The following is a 16,239-nucleotide window of genomic DNA, read 5'->3' as shown; positions in this document are numbered from 1 at the left end:
ACAGTTGAAGCTGTGGGAAAGACGATCACAAAATCAGCGTCCGCACGATTTCTTCTTCACGGCTCCGTCAGTTTACAGCGGCTGTAAGTACCAGTATTGGCAGGCGGCGCCGTTGTTGGGGAACTGGCCGACCGCGCCGCCGGGGGCGAGGCTGGCGTTCTGGATTTCCATGTTCATGCCGCTCACGTTGCTGATGAGCCGATAGGTGTTCGCGCTGACCGGAACGACTTGCCATTGCTGGACGGCGCCGCCCCAGTTGTCCCACTCGTCGATCAGCGTTCCCGCCGTCGTACTCCAATTATAATCGTCGATGGCGAGGCCGCCGGCGACATTCGCGAAGACCCAGCTATTGCCGCCGGCGTTGGTGGCGGTCCATTGCTGCGCGGTGGCGAAGGTGTCCACGAACTGCTGTAAGTAGGTCCCGTGGACGTTGGTTCCGTTGGGGTTGTCTAAAAACAGGCCGCTGTTCATGTTGATCAGATGATAAGCGTGACCGTTGACCAATGGACCGTTGTCCACGGCGTTCGTCACCGAGATGGCGCGCCACGAGGCCGGGGTAAGGAAATCCCGCACGCCGATCGCGCCGCTGGGGAATGTGGCGTCGGTGAAGTTCAGCGATCCGATCACCGTTCCTGAGCCAGAGGGCTGCACGGTCACGGAGAAGTTGGCGCCCTGCGCGGAGATCGTCACGTGATACCAGGTGTTGGCGGCGACGCCGCCGGTGACAGAAGCGCTCGCCAGCGGCGTCCAGCCGCCGTTCTCTCGTCCCGAAAACACCGCGCCGTTCGTGCTCAAGCCAACGTAGTAGCCGTTCAAGGCGTCGTAACCCACTCCCGGATTGGACGCGCGCACAAGGAAGCCTGCCTGCCCGCCCGCGTTGACCTGAACGTCGCCGCTGAGTGTGTAGTTGGTCCAGCCGGTCGATCCCGAAATCGCCTTGTTGCCGCCGCCATTATCGGAATCGTGGTAAGCGCTCCCCGACACGGACCACGCGCCGCCGTAGTTCATCCATCCCGCGTCGTTGCCGAAGACAAACGGCGAATAGTACGGCAGGACGCCCGCATTGCTGGCGTCCGTACGCTCGTCGCCGGACTTCGTGGTGACGCGCACTGTGCGCCCATCGCCGGAAAGCATCAGATTGGGGCTGTAATTCGTGGTGGCGTCGGGATCGTTCGGCGCGCTCGCCCAGAACGGCGTCGGCATCCAGTTCCACTGTCCCTGTCCCAGATTGGTGCTCGTGTAGAGGATCTGATTGTTCTCCATGCCGATTCCGCCGCCGGCAACGTGCCCGACCTGCGCATCCAGCACCAGCGTCCCATTCGGTCCGCCCAGCGGATCCCATACCATCTGCGGGCTGCCGGTGGGATAGCGCCCATCAGGAGTGCTGATCTGCGACCCATAATCGGCGACATTCCCCCAGTTGATCCCATCCGGCGAGGTCTTGCACCAGATCGTATATCCTTGATCGCCGCCGTTTTCGTAGGCAAGCATATACTGCCCGTTCGGAAGCTTCACCACCGTCGCCATGCCGGGCCGCACATTCGATCCCTGATGGTAGACCACCGGAAATTCGGCTCCCCAGTGATCGCCGCCGTCCGTCGAGGGGATCGCGTTGAGGAACTGACTGTAGTTGGGCGCCTGGCGCTCATCTGAGAAGTAACAAACCAGCCGTCCCAGGCCGTCCATGACGAGCGCCGGCTCCCAGACGCCGTGCTGATCGTTGCGCCCGACTTCAAAGGTGTTGGAGTATGTCCAGCTCGCGCCGTGATCCGTGCTATGGAATAGCTTCAATTCCGAAAGATTGGGATTCCCCGGCTCTACGGCGTCGAACACGAGCACGAGGGTCCCCGCAGGATAATTCCCCATCTGCTGGGGCATCTCAAAGAGCGCTGGCTGCCAGATGGTGTCGGAGCCTTGCGGGTCAAAAACATTGGCGAGCGTCGTCCAGCTCCGGCCTTCATCGGTGCTTTGCCGAATAATGCACGGCTGCGCCCCCGCGCCGTAATGCCAGTGCTCAAATGTCGATAAGATCGTCCCATTCCACGCGCCACTGTGCTGCAATTGTATCGACCGACCATATCCAACATTATCCCCTCCCCCGCGTTGGTACAGGATTGCGCCCTGAGAGTTTGCCGACGCTGGCGGCGCCGCCGGAATCGTCAGCGCCACCGCCCCTAGGGCGGCAAGCGCAGCCATTGTGCGTTTTCTGTTACAGGCTTTCATGAGAGTCTCCTTATTGCCGAGGATTCCCCTATATTGCTATAAGAGCATTAACAATCAGATAATCGTTTCACCGTCACACATCGCCACTCACCGCGACATTGGCCCAGCAAGGCGCCGCCAATGAGCAAGAGAGAAGATCGCAACGAAAGCAAATAACCCGAATTTCGATTTTACAAATGGAAACTTTGTTTTATTAATCGCGTGAGCATTGTAACAGAACTTTTCCCGTCTGTCAATCGGGTATGGAAATCTTCGCTATGCCTCACTCAGCAAGCTTGGTATAATAGAAAGGAAGGGGGTGTTTTTGATGACAGTAACCATTGATCTCTCGCCAACGGAGGAAGCACAGCTAACACAGGAAGCAGAACGCGCCGGGCTAGATACCGCTGGTCTTGTGAAACAACTCGTCACACAGCATCTTGCGCCTATTGCTGGGGACCAAGATCCAACCTTGCAGCTATTCGCGCAATGGGAGAAAGAAGATGCTCAGATGACTTCGGAAGAGATAGCACAAGAGCAGAAGCTCTGGAGTGAATTTGAGCGTAATACGAACGAAACACGAGAGCAATTAGGGATGAGGCAATTATAATGCCCAGGCTGATTGTTCTGGACACATTTCCACTGAGCAGCGTCGCCAAACGCGAGCCGCAGCGCGATGCTGCTCCCACTCTTCTTGACCAATGCCAGCAATGGATAAAAGACTGTATTCGTGCGGGAAGTGAGGTGGCGGCGCCGGCAATCACGTATTATGAAACTCTGCGCGAACTGGAAAGGCTAAACGCCACGAGTCAGATCGCTCGCCTGCGCGCATTTTGCAATGCAACGCCAGACCGATATTTACCTCTCAGCGACGCTCATCTCAACCTTGCTGCTAAGTTGTGGGCTCAGTCAAGAAACGCAGGACTTCCGACATCCAGTCCCGAAGCTCTTGATGGAGATGTGATACTTGCAACCCAGGTTCTTTCCATTGCTACCCTAAACACCGAAATTGTCGTGGCAACCACGAATGTCGGACATTTGAGCCAGTTTGTGCCGGTGACGCTTTGGACGGATATTCAGCCGTAACCGTTACTGCTTAAACGTCCACAGCCGGTTGGCGAAGTAGTTCCAGAAGACGACGACGCCGGTGGCGGCGACGAGGGCGCCGTTGACGAGCCAGAAGCCGTAGTGGGCTTTGCCCTGGCCGATGACGATGTCGCTGAGGACCTGGAGGAAGTGGGAGCGGTCGCCAAGAAGTCCTTCGCCGGAACTGGTGAAGTGGGCGACGAGCAGGACGACGATGGAGGTGTTGAGAAGCCAGCCGACGATGTTGACGGCGAAGAACCGCATGGATTGGGTGTGGGCGGGCTGATGCCGTGTCTCCTTGAACGTCCAGCGGCGGTTCCAGAAGAAGCCGTTGCAGACGGATAGGAGAAAGGCGATCGTGAGGGCGGGCACGAGCGGAAGTCCCGCCTTATGATAAAGCAGGTTGAAGAACCCGAAGTTGATCACCGAGCTGCTGGCGCCGACGATCCCGAACTTGACGAACTGACGAACGCCGGGCCGCTGATGCAGCGGCTCCGGCGTTTGGGTGGCGATCATACGGAAGGAACGGCTTCTTTCTGGGGAGCGGCGGCCTTGACGGCGCCCGACGGCAGCGTGACCGGCGCCAGGGTGACGCGGCCGATGCTGTGATACTCGAAACCGTTGCGGCGAACCGTCTCCGGATCGTAGATGTTGCGGCCATCCAGGATCAGACGGCGATTCATGATGCTCGCGAGACGCTCGAAGTTCAAGGTCTTGAACTCATTCCACTCCGTCACGACCACCAGCGCATCCGCGCCGGCCGCCACTTCGTAGGCGTTCGCGCCGTAGGTGATGTGCGGGAAAACGGAACGGGTGTTTTCGATGGCGATCGGATCGTACGCCTTCACCGTCGCGCCGCAGGCGAGCAGGTCGGTAATGACGTCGAGGCTCTTCGCTTCACGCATATCGTCCGTGTTCGGCTTGAAGGCGAGGCCGAGGACGCCGACCGTCAGGCCCTTCAGATCGTCGCCGCCGAGGGCGTCGTGGATCTTGCGGATGAAGCGGCGCGGCTGCTCTTCGTTTGTCTCGATCGTGGCTTTCAGCAGCGGGAAGTCGTAGCCGAAGGTCTGCGCGGTGTGCAGCAGGGACCGGGTGTCCTTCGGGAAGCACGAACCTCCGTATCCGAGGCCGGCGGACAGGAACGCGGCGCCGATGCGGCTGTCGAGTCCCATGCCCTTGACGACCTGGGTGACGTCCGCGCCCGCTTCCTCGCAGATGTTGGCGACGGCGTTGGCGAAGGAGATCTTGGTGGCCAGGAAGGCGTTGGAGGCGTACTTGATCATCTCGGCGCTTGCGACGTCGGTGATGATCATCGGGCGCTCCAGCGGCGCGTAAAGCTCCAGCAGCCGCATGGCGACCACGCGGTTCGGGGCTCCGATGACGATGCGGTCCGGGACGAGGGTGTCGGTGATGGCCGAGCCTTCACGCAGGAATTCGGGGTTCGAGACGACATCGAAGTCCACGGCGCGGCGGCGGTTGGTCATGATGACCTGACGAACGAAGTCGCCGGTGCCGACGGGAACGGTGCTCTTGTTGACGATGACTTTGTAGCTGTTCAGCGCGCGGGCGACGCCCTTGGCGGCGTCCTCGACATAAGAAAGGTCCGTGGACCCGTCCTCGCGCGGCGGCGTGCCGACCGCGATAAAGACCACTTCCGCCTTGGTGACCGCGGCTTCCAGATCGGTGGAGAATTGAAGGCGGCCGTCGGCGACGTTTCGCGCGACCATCTCTTCCAGACCAGGCTCATAGATGGGCATCACGCCCTTATTCAAACCGTCGATCTTCGCGGAGAGTTTATCGACGCAAACCACGTCGTTGCCCAGATCCGAAAAGACGACGCCCGTAACCAATCCGACGTATCCGGTTCCGATGACGCAAATATTCATGCGAAGTACCTTTCTTTGAAACGCGAGGCCGGCTGAGGAATAACATGCCGGGCCGGGGAATCAAGCAGCGGAGAGATTGACAATTTTCGGTGCTTACTTCCCAGCTACTGCAAAGTCCGTGCCAATCACGCCCCTCTGCTTCAAAACGCAGCAGCCGACGCCGACGCCCGCATTCGACAAAGACCCATCGTTTCTATTATACACGGGGTTCGGCTAGAAATCAAACGAGAAACCAAATCTGAATCGGCTCGACTTTTTCTCAAATATTGACTATGCATGAATCGGGGTCATCCGCCGATAATTGAATCACAACGTGCAGGCGATATCCATGGAATCATTTATGCGGACATCTCAGAGGCGAAAGTCCGGCGGCGGATGGGGATTGGCGCTCGTGATGCGAACCATCGCGATCGTTGCGTTCCTGCTCTGCGGCTCCGGCCTGGCGCAAGCCGCTCTTCCCCTCGCGCAGTATGTCGAATCGGGCTTCACCACGGCGGACGGACTGCCGCAGTCGTCAATCAAATCCATTTACCAGACCCACGAAGGCTACCTCTGGCTCGCCACGCAGGAAGGGCTCGTTCGCTATGACGGCGAACGCTTCACCACATTCACCACGCGCGGCAATCCCGGGCTTGTCAGCAACAACATCCACAAGGTCTTAGAGGACGCGGACAACAACCTCTGGATCCACGCCAGCTTCGGCGTCTCCCTCCTGCGCAACGGCGTTTTTCAAGATATCACGCCCCGGGTCGGCGACGGGAGCATGAACCGGGTCCATAACATCTTTCGGGGCCTGGATGGGCGGATGTATGTCCATACGGACACACGCTTTTACCGCTGGGAGCAAGGCCGTCTGGTTGAGATCATTAACTTCACCGACCATTCGGGAATCACCGGCTGGCCCGAGCCCGAATATGAAGTGACTCCCAGCGGCGACCTGTACCTTTCCCAGATGTGCCGCATTTACCGCGTCCGCGGCGATCAAACCAGCGAGCTGGAAGCGCTGTCCGCCGGCTCCTCCGGCTCCATGGCGTATTCCCATGGGAAAATCTGGGTTGGCGGCAAAGGCCTGTACACGATTACCGACGACGGAAAGCTGATAGACGTCACGCCGAAAGAGTTCGCCTCCCAATCGATCGGCCAGATCGTCGCCGCCCTCGACGGCGATCTTTGGATGCAGATCGGCTCCGACCTGTGCCGCCTGCGCCCATCGGAAACCGGCGTGCGGACCATCGGACGCTACCCCGTCGGCGCAATGAACCTGTATCTTTCCAAGGACCAATCCGGCAATGTTTGGGGCTGGTCACAGTGGCAAGCAAAAAAAACGGTCGTGGAGTGCGGCCCGAACGGCCCCGATTTCTGCGCGACTAAGAGCGCGACGCCGGCGGAGTGGCGCGCCACGCCGATCCTGCGGGACCGCGAGGGAGTGGTCTGGATCGGAACGCGCGACGGATTGCAGCGGCGGCGCCCATTGCTCAATCATACGCTGTATTCCGGCGTCCAGCTTCCAGGCGCCGAGGTCAACTGCGTGCTGGTCGACCATCGCGGCGAAACATGGGTGGGCACCACCGGCGCGGGATTGGGACGGCTCGATCACGACAAATGGACTCCGGCGGCGCCTTCGCTTCTGCGGCAGGGAACGATCGACTCGATGTGCGAAGACGGACGCGGCGGCCTCTGGGTAGGAGTTTCGGGCAGACTGTACCACTGGGACTTCGCCAGCAAGGTTCAGGACGTCACTCCGCAATTCGCGCTGTGCCTGGCGAAACCGGCGACAGCCTCCCTGGGCGTCGTCCGCTCCATCCAGCAGGATGGCCATGGGGGCGTCTGGGTGGCCGGCCTGGATATCTTCCATTATGACGGACGAAACGTCAAGCGTTTTGGACTGACGGACCCCGCCTTCGGCAGCGGCGGCTTCAGCATCTGCGGGGACGGCGCCGACGGCGTTTGGGTCTCCGGTGGCCTGGGCGTCGGCCATATTAGCGGCGGAACCCTGCAATGGTTCGGCGCGGATCGCGGCCTGCCCTCCGTACCCATCATCGATATCCTGCGGGAAGACGACGGCGCGCTCTGGATGGGAACGTGGGGCGCGGGCATTGTCCGCTACGCGCACGGCAAGTTCCGCACCATCAACGCCACGGACGGGCTGTACGCCGATTCGATCCACAAGATCCTCAAGGATCCCGACGGCACGCTTTACATCAACAGCAGCAAGGGCGTCTTCACGGTCAACGACGAGGAGATGCGCCGCTACGCGGACGGACTGGGCCGCACGTTCATCTGCACGCCCATCGGCGCGGCGGACGGCGTGGACGCCGGCGCGGGAGCGGCGGCGACCAGCCCCGCCGGCGTCCGCGCTCCCGACGGCGGCTATCTCTTCCCCGGCGAACACGGCCTGGCGCATGTCATTCCGCAGCAGGCGTCTCTCGTCCAGCAGCCTCTGGTGATCGAAGACGCGCTGCTGAACGGAGCGCCCACGCCGACCAATCAATCGGCCGCCAAGAGTCCGGGCGAAGGCTCGGCGAAGTTCCGCTTCGCCTGTCTTTCGTATATGCATTCGGGCGGATTCCGTTACTGGTACCGGCTGGACGGCTTCGACAAAAATTGGACCGAAGCCGTGGACGACCACGGGGTCCGCTATACAAATCTGCCGCCGGGGCGCTACACATTCCGCGTGATCGTGCGCGAAGGCGCCAACCCGCCGATTATCGGCTCGGCGGCGTTCACATTCACGCTGCAGCCGCACTTTTACGAAGCGCTCTGGTTCCGGATCGTGACGGGACTGCTGATCATCTGCCTGCCGGTGGCGGGCATGGCGATGCGCAGCCGCCGCCTGCGGCGCGCAAACCAGATCCTTGAGGCGAAAGTCGCCGAACGCACGCGGGCCGTGGAGCAAGTGCATCAAGAACTGCGCGCTATGCATGCGGAAGTCGTGGCGAAAAACGAGGCGATGCAGAACGTGCAGACGGAGATGGAGGCGCAAAACGAGGAGCTCGTTCGCGCCCAGATCCTGCTGGAAAAGCAAAACGCGCGCCTGGAAACGCTCGCCACCACCGATGGCCTGACGGGACTGACCAACCACCGCACCTTCCAGGAGCGTCTGGAGCTGGAGTGGCGACGCGCGGGACGCCACGGCGCCCCGCTGGCGATGATCCTGCTGGACGTCGATCACTTCAAGCAGTACAACGATGTCTTCGGGCACCCGGAAGGCGATGTCGTTCTGAAAACGGTCGCCGAAGTCCTTCGATCGCAGGGACGCTCGACGGATACAGTCGCCCGTTACGGCGGCGAAGAGTTCGCGCTCATCCTGCCCGAAACCGATCAGCTGGCCGCCTTCCATATGGCGGAGCGCATCCGGGAGGCGATCGAAAAGCAGGAGTGGCCGCTGCGGCCGATCACGATTAGCCTGGGCGTCTCCGCCGTGCGCATGGACATCTACGCCCCGGTCGATCTGGTGACGCGCGCCGACGCGGCGCTCTACGAATCCAAGCATCGCGGGCGCAACCGCACGACGATGTCCACCTCCACCAAACACCAGGAAGCCGCGCGCTAACCGCGCGGCTTTTGTCGACTCCCGCCCAGCGGCCCGAATCTGCTATAATAGAGAGATATGGCTACTGGGACTAAAGGGAAGGACGACGCCAAAAAGCGCAACGTCTCCATTCTTAACCGAAAAGCGCGTCACGAATACGAAATTGAGGAGACCTACGTCTGCGGCATCGCGCTGACCGGGACCGAGATCAAATCGATTCGTCTTGGGCTGGCGAACCTCCAGGATTCGTTCTGCCGCGTGCAGAACGGCGAGATGTGGGTGAATAACTTTTACATCGCTCCCTACGACCAGGGCAACCGATACAACGTCGAATCCCGGCGCACGCGCAAGCTCCTGCTGCACAAATGGCAGATCATCAAGATCTCCAACCGCGTCAACGAGCGGGGCCTGGCGATCGTCCCCACCAAGCTGTTCTTCGAGCGCGGCTACGTCAAGCTCGAGATCGGAATCGGACGCGGCAAAAAGCTCTGGGACAAACGCGACAGCATCGCCGCCCGCGACAGCGACCGCGACGCCCGCCGCGAGGCGTTTGGGCGGGATTAGGGGTTGGCGATCATGCAATCAATCGTCCAAGACAAAAAGAAGGCCGGCGAATAAATTCGCGCCTAAAAGTACGGCCGTCCGCCTTCGCGGACTTCGGAGCCTACGGCGCTTAAAGAAGCGCCTGCGGCGCAAGATCTGAACCCGCGAAGGCGGGTGACCGTACTTGCAGGAGCGAATTCATTCGCCGGCTCCTAATTCGCCGGCTGCCTTCACCGGACGGCATTCATACGTTTTCATTTGCACTCAGCTGATCGACGCAATCTCATGCCCCTCATCGACCTCACCACCTTCGATTTCTCCCAGGACCTCCCCGGCGACGGCGCGTCGCCGCGACGGGCGGCGACAGTGCGTAATGACGATGCGCACGCCGTTCTGCATGTCGGGGTGCGGTCGCCCGCGCCATGGGTGGAGATCTACCCGCAGGAGTTCGCGCTGGCGCCGCTATCCGTGCAGACGCTGGTCGCGGAGCTGCGGCCCGAGCGGGCGCGCAACAGTTCGCTGGCGCCGGTGAAGGCGGCGCTGCACGCGCAGTATCTGGCGGTCGGAGCGCAAGACGCCGCCGCGCTGCCGCCGGATGTCGCGATTGAGCTGTCCATCGTACCGCCCGTCGCCTCCTGCCCGAACTGCGCCGCCGCGCTGCCGGAGGGCACCCGCGAATGCCGGCGGTGCGGCGAGCGGATCCGGCTCTGCCCGGTCTGCGGCGCGCCCAACACCTGGATCGCGCACACCTGCCGCGTCAACGCCACACATATCCTCCGGACGGAACGAGACTGGACCACCAGTCCCGGCGGCCGGCCCGCGCGCGACGGCGGCGAAACGCTGCCCCTGGGAATTCAACTGGCGCGGCGCTGGTCCTCCCCCGCCTTCCCCGTCACGAACGCCGCCGATGCGCTGGAGTGGAGCGCGCCGCTGCTGACGTTTGGCATGGTCATCGCGGCCGCGATCGACTCCGTGGCGGGACGCGCGTTCATCCAGTCGTTTGAACTGACGACCGGCGCGGCCCTCTGGGAGCACGAACTCTCCGACGCGCGCGGTCTTTATCCCGACCGGGGCGCGATGTCCATCGATCCCACGGACGGCATGCTTTACGCGGCGACGCTCGGCGGGAGCGTCACGGCGATCGACGCCATCCGGGGCGCGATCCGCTGGACGAGCCGGGTGCAGGGCGCCGTTTATGGCGGAGTGCTGACGACGCCCGGCGCGCTGCTCGTTCCCGCCGACGATTCGCTCTTTGTCCTCGACCGAACGGACGGCGCCGTGCGCCATGTCTTCCGCCTTGGCGGTCGCCTGGACACGGCCCCGACGGTGGAGAATAGCGCCGCGTTCGCCGCCTGCGACGATTCCCATGTCTACGCCTTCGATCTGGATCATCTGACCGAGACATGGCGGACCGCGGCCGACGGACCGTTCAACGCCGCTCCAATCTATCACAACGGATCGGTCTACGCCGCGACCATGGCCGGAACGGTTTACGCCTTCGACGCCGCCACCGGCGCCGTGCGCTGGCGCACCCTGGTCACTCCCAAGGGCGTCACCGCCTCGCCGGCGCTCTCCCCCGACGGCCTGCTGTTCGTCGCCGGCAACGACGGCTTCCTGCACATGATCTCCGCCGACGCCGGCAATTTGATCCGCTCGCGCCGCGTCAGCGCCGCCCCGCTGCGCACCGCGCCCGTGTGCAGCGGAACCACCGTATACGCCGGCTCCGACGACGGGAATCTGTACGCCCTGGACGCCGACTACACCGTCCATCGCATCTACGAAACCACTCCGGGCGCGCGCATCGCCTCCGCCGGCCCCGCGCTCTACGGCGACACCCTCGCCTGCGCCGCAACCAACGGCGTTCTCTATGTCCTGCGCGCGGCTTAAGAAATCCAAACGTAAAACGGCCCCGCGTGCAAAGCACACGGGGCCGCCGTTATTTCCGCCTTCGCCGGGCAAAGGTCATTGGCTTCTTACGGTTGTCCGTTACGGAGCGGCGGGCGTCGCCGGCGGAGGCGCGGGCGCCGCGGGAGGAGCCGGAACCGGCGGGGCGGCGGGAGGCGCCGGCGGAGTGGGAACCGCCGGGGGCGTTCCCGGCGTGGTCGGCGGCGTCACGGGGATCACCGGCGGCGCGGGAGTGGTCGGAGCCGGAGGCGTCGGCGCGGGGTCCGTGGGCGCGACGGGCGCCGCCGGAGTCGTCGAGACGACGGGAGTTGGGTCCTCGGCGCGCGAAGCAGGCGCGCTGGTGAAGAGAATTCCGGCGGTGAGCACGGCGGCGCCCCAGAGGGCGATCTTCTTGCGGTCGGTCATGTTTTCTTTCCTCGTTGGTTGTTCTGTCTGGCGGCCTATTCCGCCACAGCAGGCCACGTGGGAGTGACGAGCATGCATTCCAGCAAAACCCGAGGATATTTGAATTCTAACTTAGTGGTTCATCTCGTAACTGATGGGGTAGGAAATCTCTAGCCATTGCTGGAGGTGCCCCATGTACCTAAAACTGCGTGACCTTACCGCCGAAGAACGAACGACACTGGATCGGATCGCTCGCTCGCGCACCGAAGCCGTTCGCTTAGTGGAACGCGCCAAAATGATCTTGGCGATAAATGAGGGTCAGAGTGGTCCCGAAATCGCACGGCAATTCGGCTGTGACGCCGATAAAGTCTATCGCTGGGTCCATCGGTTTTACGATCAAGGACTGGATGGGCTGCAGGACAAGCGGCGCAGTGGGCGGCCACGCATTTACACGCCTGATCAGTATGCCGAAGTCATTGGAACTGCTCTGACCAGTCCACAAGAGTTACATCTGCCCTTTGCCAGTTGGACGTTAGACCGCTTGGCGGCCTATCTCAAAGAGCAAAAGAACATTGCGATGGGGCGTAACCGTATCGATCAGATTTTGATTGCCGAAGGACTGCTTTTGATTGCCGAAGGACTGCGCTGGCAAACTCAGGAAAGCTGGTTTAGTGTCAAGACCGATCCCGATTTTAAGGCAAAAAGGGGGCGCTCGAAGCACTCTACCAGCAAGTCCCTGAAGATGCCGTTGTCGTCTGTTTAGACGAGATGGGTCCCGAAGCCGCCAAAACTTATCCTGGCAAACAACTGGTTCGAACGCCACAGGTCGGCGACGCGGCCATTCGCGCCAAATACGAAGCTGATTATGGCCGTCGCGGGAAGGGCTACTTCTTTGGAGCCTTCATCCCTGCCACAGGCCAGGCGTTCACCGCACCCTACGAACGGCGTACAGGCGAGAACTGGGTCTGTTTTCTCGAACAGGTTGATCAATGGGAGCCTTGCCAGGGCAAGCGCGTCCTCGCCATTACGGACAATCTTGGTTCGCATTTGGGCACGGATGCCCAGCTCTTTTCTGCGGAACACGCGCACTGGGAATTTGTTTTCACGCCAAAATACGCGCCGTACCTGAACCTGATCGAGCCCTGGTGGAAAATCCTACGCTCGCTGGCGCTCAAAGGACGCCGCTTCGAAACCTTTGAGCAAATATGCACAGCGGTCGAAGCGGCGACCGATTACTGGAACCATCATCGACACCCATTTCAGTGGGGACATCGACGGCGGCATTTACATCACAGGCAGCCAGGCATAGCGCAAACACCGACTGCCGTAGCAATTACGAGATGAACCACTTAGCATCTGCTTGCATGCTAAATCACAATTAAAAGATCCAAGCACGGTTTTGCCGTAAGACATCCCGGCTCAATCGCCGATACGAATGACGACTTTACCGAAGTGTCTCGCAGTCTTTAGATACTCGTAAGCTTCGCGAACTTCACGAAATTCGAAAATTTTATCGATCACGGGATGCACCGCGCTTTGCGCCATCGCGGCGTTCATCGATTCGAACATCAAACGCGACCCGACATAGATGCCCTGCACGCGGATGTTTTTGCCCAGCATCAATCCGGTTTTGATCTCTCCGGCGGCCCCGGAAAGCACACCCACGAGCGTCACCACGCCGCCGTAACGCACGGCGTTCAAAGAGCGATTCAGTGTGCCCGCCCCGCCGACTTCGACAATGTTATCCACACCATATCCGTGGGTCAGCTCCAGAACGCGCTTGTCCCAATCGGGCTCCGTGCGGTAGTTGATCGTGAGGTCCGCGCCGAAGGTCTTCGCCCGCTCCAGCTTTTCATCGCTGCTGGAAGTGATAATGACACGCGCGCCGGACAGCTTCGCGAATTGCAGCGCGAACAGCGAAACGCCTCCGGTTCCCTGAAGGAGAATGGTGTCCCCAGGCTTGACGCCGCCCACGTAAACCAGCGCCTGCCACGCCGTGACGGCGGCGCACGGCAGGGTCGCCGCTTCCTCGTACGACAGATAGTCAGGGATCTGAACCACGCCGTCCTCGGAGAACGCCACGTACTCGGCCAGGACGCCCGGGATCGCGCCGCCCAGCGCCGACCGAGATTTCTCACGGGTCATCCCGCCGTCGAGATATGTCTGCATGAAGATGCCGGCGACGCGGTCGCCAACCCGCGCCCGCGTGACGCCCTCGCCGACCGCGACCACTTCTCCGGCTCCGTCGGAAAGCGGAACAAGCCCGTCGCTCGCCCCAGGCCCATAGTTGCCCTCGGCGACGAGAATGTCGCGATAATTGAGGGAAGCGGCGCGCATCTTCACCAGAACCTGGCCGTATCCCGGCTGCGGCGTTTCGCGCTCCGTGCGCGTGAGCGCCTCCAGGCCCTGTGCGTTTTTCAGTTCATAGACTTTCATGGATCTTCTCCCCATCATTGGATAGAGCTGATTATGGCGACCGCATGCGAAGACCGCAAGTACGCATTTATTTGTGTTATACTATCAAAAAAGGAACTAATGGAGAAAGCAGAGATGCGCGCCAAACGATTTGACTGTTCCTACGGATGTCCGGTGGAGGCGACGCTGGATGTGATTGGCGGAAAGTGGAAGTCGGTGATCCTCTTCCATTTGATCGGCGGAACGAAGCGGTTTGGAGAATTGCGGCGAATGCTTCCGGGCGTCACTCAGCGGATGCTGACATTACAGCTGCGCGAACTTGAGGAGCACGGAGTGGTCCATCGGGAGGTGTATCGCCAAATCCCACCGAAGGTCGAGTACTCGCTGACGGATTATGGCTGGACGCTGGAATCGATTTTGCGCCAGATGCGCGATTGGGGTGAGGAGTTCGTGCGGCAACATCAGGAGGAGAAGATCAGCGCCTAAACCGCCAAGCAAAACACCATCGTTTTTGCGATTGGCGGTTTAAGTACTATTTCGGGGCGGAAGCGATGATCCGGTCCGCTTCCGCGTAGGCGGCTTTCGCCTCCGCCTGGCGTCCGGAGCGCTCGTAAACCACCCCGATGTCCTTCTGGGTCTGCGACTGGGCAGACTTATCGCCTAGCTGCTCGTAGAGGCTCGCGGCGCGGCCGAAGCTCTCCAGGGCCTTATCGTACTGCTGGAGCCGGGTGAACGCGCGTCCGAGGTTGCTGGCGGTATAGGCCGCATACTCTTTGTTGGACTCTTTGTCGAACTGGATGAATGCGTCCGAGTAAGCGTCCACGGCCTTCGCGTAGTTGCCGGAGACGGCGTACGCGGTTCCCAGGTCCGCCTGCGTGACGGCGATGGCGTGCGGCTCACGCAGCTTCTTGCGCAGATCCAGGGCGCGGATCTGAAGGGTGACGGCGCGCGGCGCCTGTCCCTGCTTGAGCGTCGCGTTCGCCAGCGCGCCCAAGCTGCGGGCGATCGCGGCGTCGTCTCCCGCCTTTTCCGACAGGCTCAGGTTCTGGGTGTCATAGTAGACGGCCTGCGACCAGCGCGAGGTCTTGTAGCAGACAAAGCCAAGCTGATCCAGGAAGGCGGCGGCGTTGGCGTCGTCGTTCGCGGCCTTCGCCTTGTCCAGCCCGTCTAAGAAGACCTTTTCGGCGCCGGCGTAATCGCCCGCGTCCTCCAGCTTCACGCCCTGCTGGAATGCTTTGGCGATGTCATCGTTTTTGGCGACGCTTGCGACGGACTGGGATGAGCCCTCCGGCTGCCCGTAGGCAAACCCGCCCGCGAAGATGACGGTGAACAGAATGGCGCCCACGAGTGAGTGACAGATATTGCGGCTACGCATGGATGAGAGCTCCTGAGGTTCTAATAAACCACCGCTGAAAGTCAATTATATAATACTACTAAGTCAAATTTCGGCTTTAGGTCACAATATTATACAAGAGAAACAACCGATTCCATTAGATTCTGACCAAATAATTGAGAGTTCAAACAAGCAAGCAGACAAAAACTCGCGTAGTCATACGCATATGCCCCAATCGCCACGGAATTACGACCACTCCGACTGAAACAAAACTATACTATTTTACCAAATATCCTTGACAGGTCTAAGGAGATCTGGTAAAATCTTATTATCCGGCGAGAGTGTTTTCTTGCGACATTTTTACGAACATATGTTCCTTTACTGAGTGATGTTTTGATTTGGAGGGTGAAAATGGACGAGCTTTACCACTTTGGCTATCCTGGTCGCGCTCCCGAGGATTTGCGGCGAATTGCGGAGCGTTTGGATGCGACGGTCGTGGATATTCGTTACAGCGCGCTGATGGCGACGGAATCGCGCTGGCGGGGCGCCGCGCTGCGCGAGCTTTTGGGCGACCGTTATGTCCGCTGCATCGCGCTCGCCGACCACGCCGGATGCGAGGCGCGTCTCGGCTCCATCTCCGTCATCGACTTCCAGATCGGCGTGGAGTTCCTGCGCCAAATCGATGGTCCGATGATCCTGCTATGCGGCTGCCGCGATTCACGGCGGAGCCACCGCGCCGCCGTGGCGCAGCGGCTTTGGACCGAGCACCGCTGGGACAGCCGGGAGCTGGACTGGGAAGACGAACCGATGTTTCTTTCGCGGACGGAGGAGCCGTATTCCGTCCTCAGAAAGTGCGAACTGGCGCACCATTGTTAGCGAATGGGGTATTTTCCGAGGTCATTCCCCGATCGGCCTCGCAGATATACCAGAAACGTCGAATCTCGGCGTATTCC

15 protein-coding genes are annotated in these 16,239 nt (G+C 60.9%); 9 read left to right on the top strand and 6 right to left on the bottom strand.

From position 1 onward, the window contains the following. Positions 1-72 precede the first annotated feature (72 nt). A complete protein-coding gene (locus D5261_RS09680) occupies positions 73-2,196 on the bottom strand; it encodes an RICIN domain-containing protein (protein ID WP_301002458.1) in 2,124 nt (707 codons plus the stop codon). Between the two features lie 331 nt (positions 2,197-2,527). Here D5261_RS09680 and D5261_RS09675 point away from each other — a divergent pair, with 331 nt between their 5' ends. Continuing rightward, positions 2,528-2,812: a hypothetical protein gene (locus tag D5261_RS09675; RefSeq protein ID WP_125206333.1), complete on the top strand. Its 285-nt coding sequence runs from the start codon at positions 2,528-2,530 to the stop codon at positions 2,810-2,812. Further along, entirely contained in the window at positions 2,812-3,288 is a 477-nt protein-coding gene (locus D5261_RS09670) for a PIN domain-containing protein (RefSeq protein WP_119324697.1), read from the top strand. Before D5261_RS09675 ends, D5261_RS09670 begins: the two co-directional genes overlap by 1 nt. A gap of 3 nt (positions 3,289-3,291) precedes the next feature. Here D5261_RS09670 and D5261_RS09665 read toward each other — a convergent pair whose 3' ends face one another. Together D5261_RS09665 and D5261_RS09660 are read right to left on the bottom strand one after the other, a co-directional pair. After that, complete coding sequence (locus D5261_RS09665) at positions 3,292-3,804, bottom strand: GtrA family protein (protein ID WP_119324698.1); 513 nt, start codon at positions 3,802-3,804, stop codon at positions 3,292-3,294. Beyond that, a complete protein-coding gene (locus tag D5261_RS09660) occupies positions 3,801-5,174 on the bottom strand; it encodes a UDP-glucose dehydrogenase family protein (RefSeq protein WP_119324699.1) in 1,374 nt (457 codons plus the stop codon). The genes D5261_RS09665 and D5261_RS09660 overlap by 4 nt, the downstream gene beginning before the upstream one ends. A 340-nt stretch (positions 5,175-5,514) precedes the next feature. On the opposite strand from D5261_RS09660, the gene D5261_RS09655 reads away from it, so the two are divergent. From D5261_RS09655 to D5261_RS09645, 3 genes are all read left to right on the top strand, one after another. Further along, a complete protein-coding gene (locus D5261_RS09655) occupies positions 5,515-8,727 on the top strand; it encodes a diguanylate cyclase (RefSeq protein ID WP_165864624.1) in 3,213 nt (1,070 codons plus the stop codon). Positions 8,728-8,784: 57 nt separating this feature from the next. Further along, positions 8,785-9,270, top strand: coding sequence for an SsrA-binding protein SmpB (gene smpB / locus D5261_RS09650; RefSeq protein WP_119324701.1), 486 nt, complete (start codon positions 8,785-8,787; stop codon positions 9,268-9,270). Positions 9,271-9,534: 264 nt separating this feature from the next. Continuing rightward, entirely contained in the window at positions 9,535-11,136 is a 1,602-nt protein-coding gene (locus D5261_RS09645; RefSeq protein WP_119324702.1) for an outer membrane protein assembly factor BamB family protein, read from the top strand. A gap of 99 nt (positions 11,137-11,235) precedes the next feature. On the opposite strand, the gene D5261_RS09640 is transcribed toward D5261_RS09645, so the two are convergent. Continuing rightward, positions 11,236-11,559: a hypothetical protein gene (locus D5261_RS09640; protein WP_165864625.1), complete on the bottom strand. Its 324-nt coding sequence runs from the start codon at positions 11,557-11,559 to the stop codon at positions 11,236-11,238. A 172-nt stretch (positions 11,560-11,731) separates the two neighbouring features. On the opposite strand from D5261_RS09640, the gene D5261_RS09635 reads away from it, so the two are divergent. After that, a complete protein-coding gene (locus D5261_RS09635) occupies positions 11,732-12,301 on the top strand; it encodes a helix-turn-helix domain-containing protein (protein ID WP_119325348.1) in 570 nt (189 codons plus the stop codon). Positions 12,302-12,306: 5 nt separating this feature from the next. Next, positions 12,307-12,882, top strand: a complete 576-nt coding sequence (locus D5261_RS09630) for an IS630 family transposase (protein WP_301002057.1) — start codon at positions 12,307-12,309, stop codon at positions 12,880-12,882. Positions 12,883-12,957: 75 nt separating this feature from the next. Here D5261_RS09630 and D5261_RS09625 read toward each other — a convergent pair whose 3' ends face one another. Beyond that, positions 12,958-13,974 (bottom strand): zinc-dependent alcohol dehydrogenase family protein, encoded by a 1,017-nt coding sequence (locus D5261_RS09625; RefSeq protein WP_119324764.1) that lies wholly within the window; start codon positions 13,972-13,974, stop codon positions 12,958-12,960. A 114-nt stretch (positions 13,975-14,088) separates the two neighbouring features. Here D5261_RS09625 and D5261_RS09620 point away from each other — a divergent pair, with 114 nt between their 5' ends. After that, positions 14,089-14,439: a winged helix-turn-helix transcriptional regulator gene (locus D5261_RS09620; protein ID WP_119324763.1), complete on the top strand. Its 351-nt coding sequence runs from the start codon at positions 14,089-14,091 to the stop codon at positions 14,437-14,439. A 46-nt stretch (positions 14,440-14,485) separates the two neighbouring features. On the opposite strand, the gene D5261_RS09615 is transcribed toward D5261_RS09620, so the two are convergent. After that, the gene (locus D5261_RS09615; RefSeq protein WP_119324762.1) at positions 14,486-15,328 is read right to left on the bottom strand and encodes a tetratricopeptide repeat protein; all 843 of its coding nucleotides are present in this window, start codon (positions 15,326-15,328) and stop codon (positions 14,486-14,488) included. 369 nt (positions 15,329-15,697) lie between these two features. On the opposite strand from D5261_RS09615, the gene D5261_RS09610 reads away from it, so the two are divergent. Then, positions 15,698-16,162 (top strand): hypothetical protein, encoded by a 465-nt coding sequence (locus D5261_RS09610; RefSeq protein WP_119324761.1) that lies wholly within the window; start codon positions 15,698-15,700, stop codon positions 16,160-16,162. Positions 16,163-16,239 lie beyond the last annotated feature (77 nt).

The sequence above is a fragment of the Capsulimonas corticalis genome, assembly GCF_003574315.2.
In the GTDB taxonomy this organism is placed as follows: Bacteria; Armatimonadota; Armatimonadia; order Armatimonadales; family Capsulimonadaceae; genus Capsulimonas; species Capsulimonas corticalis.
This window is presented reverse-complemented; position numbering and strand designations above follow the sequence as displayed.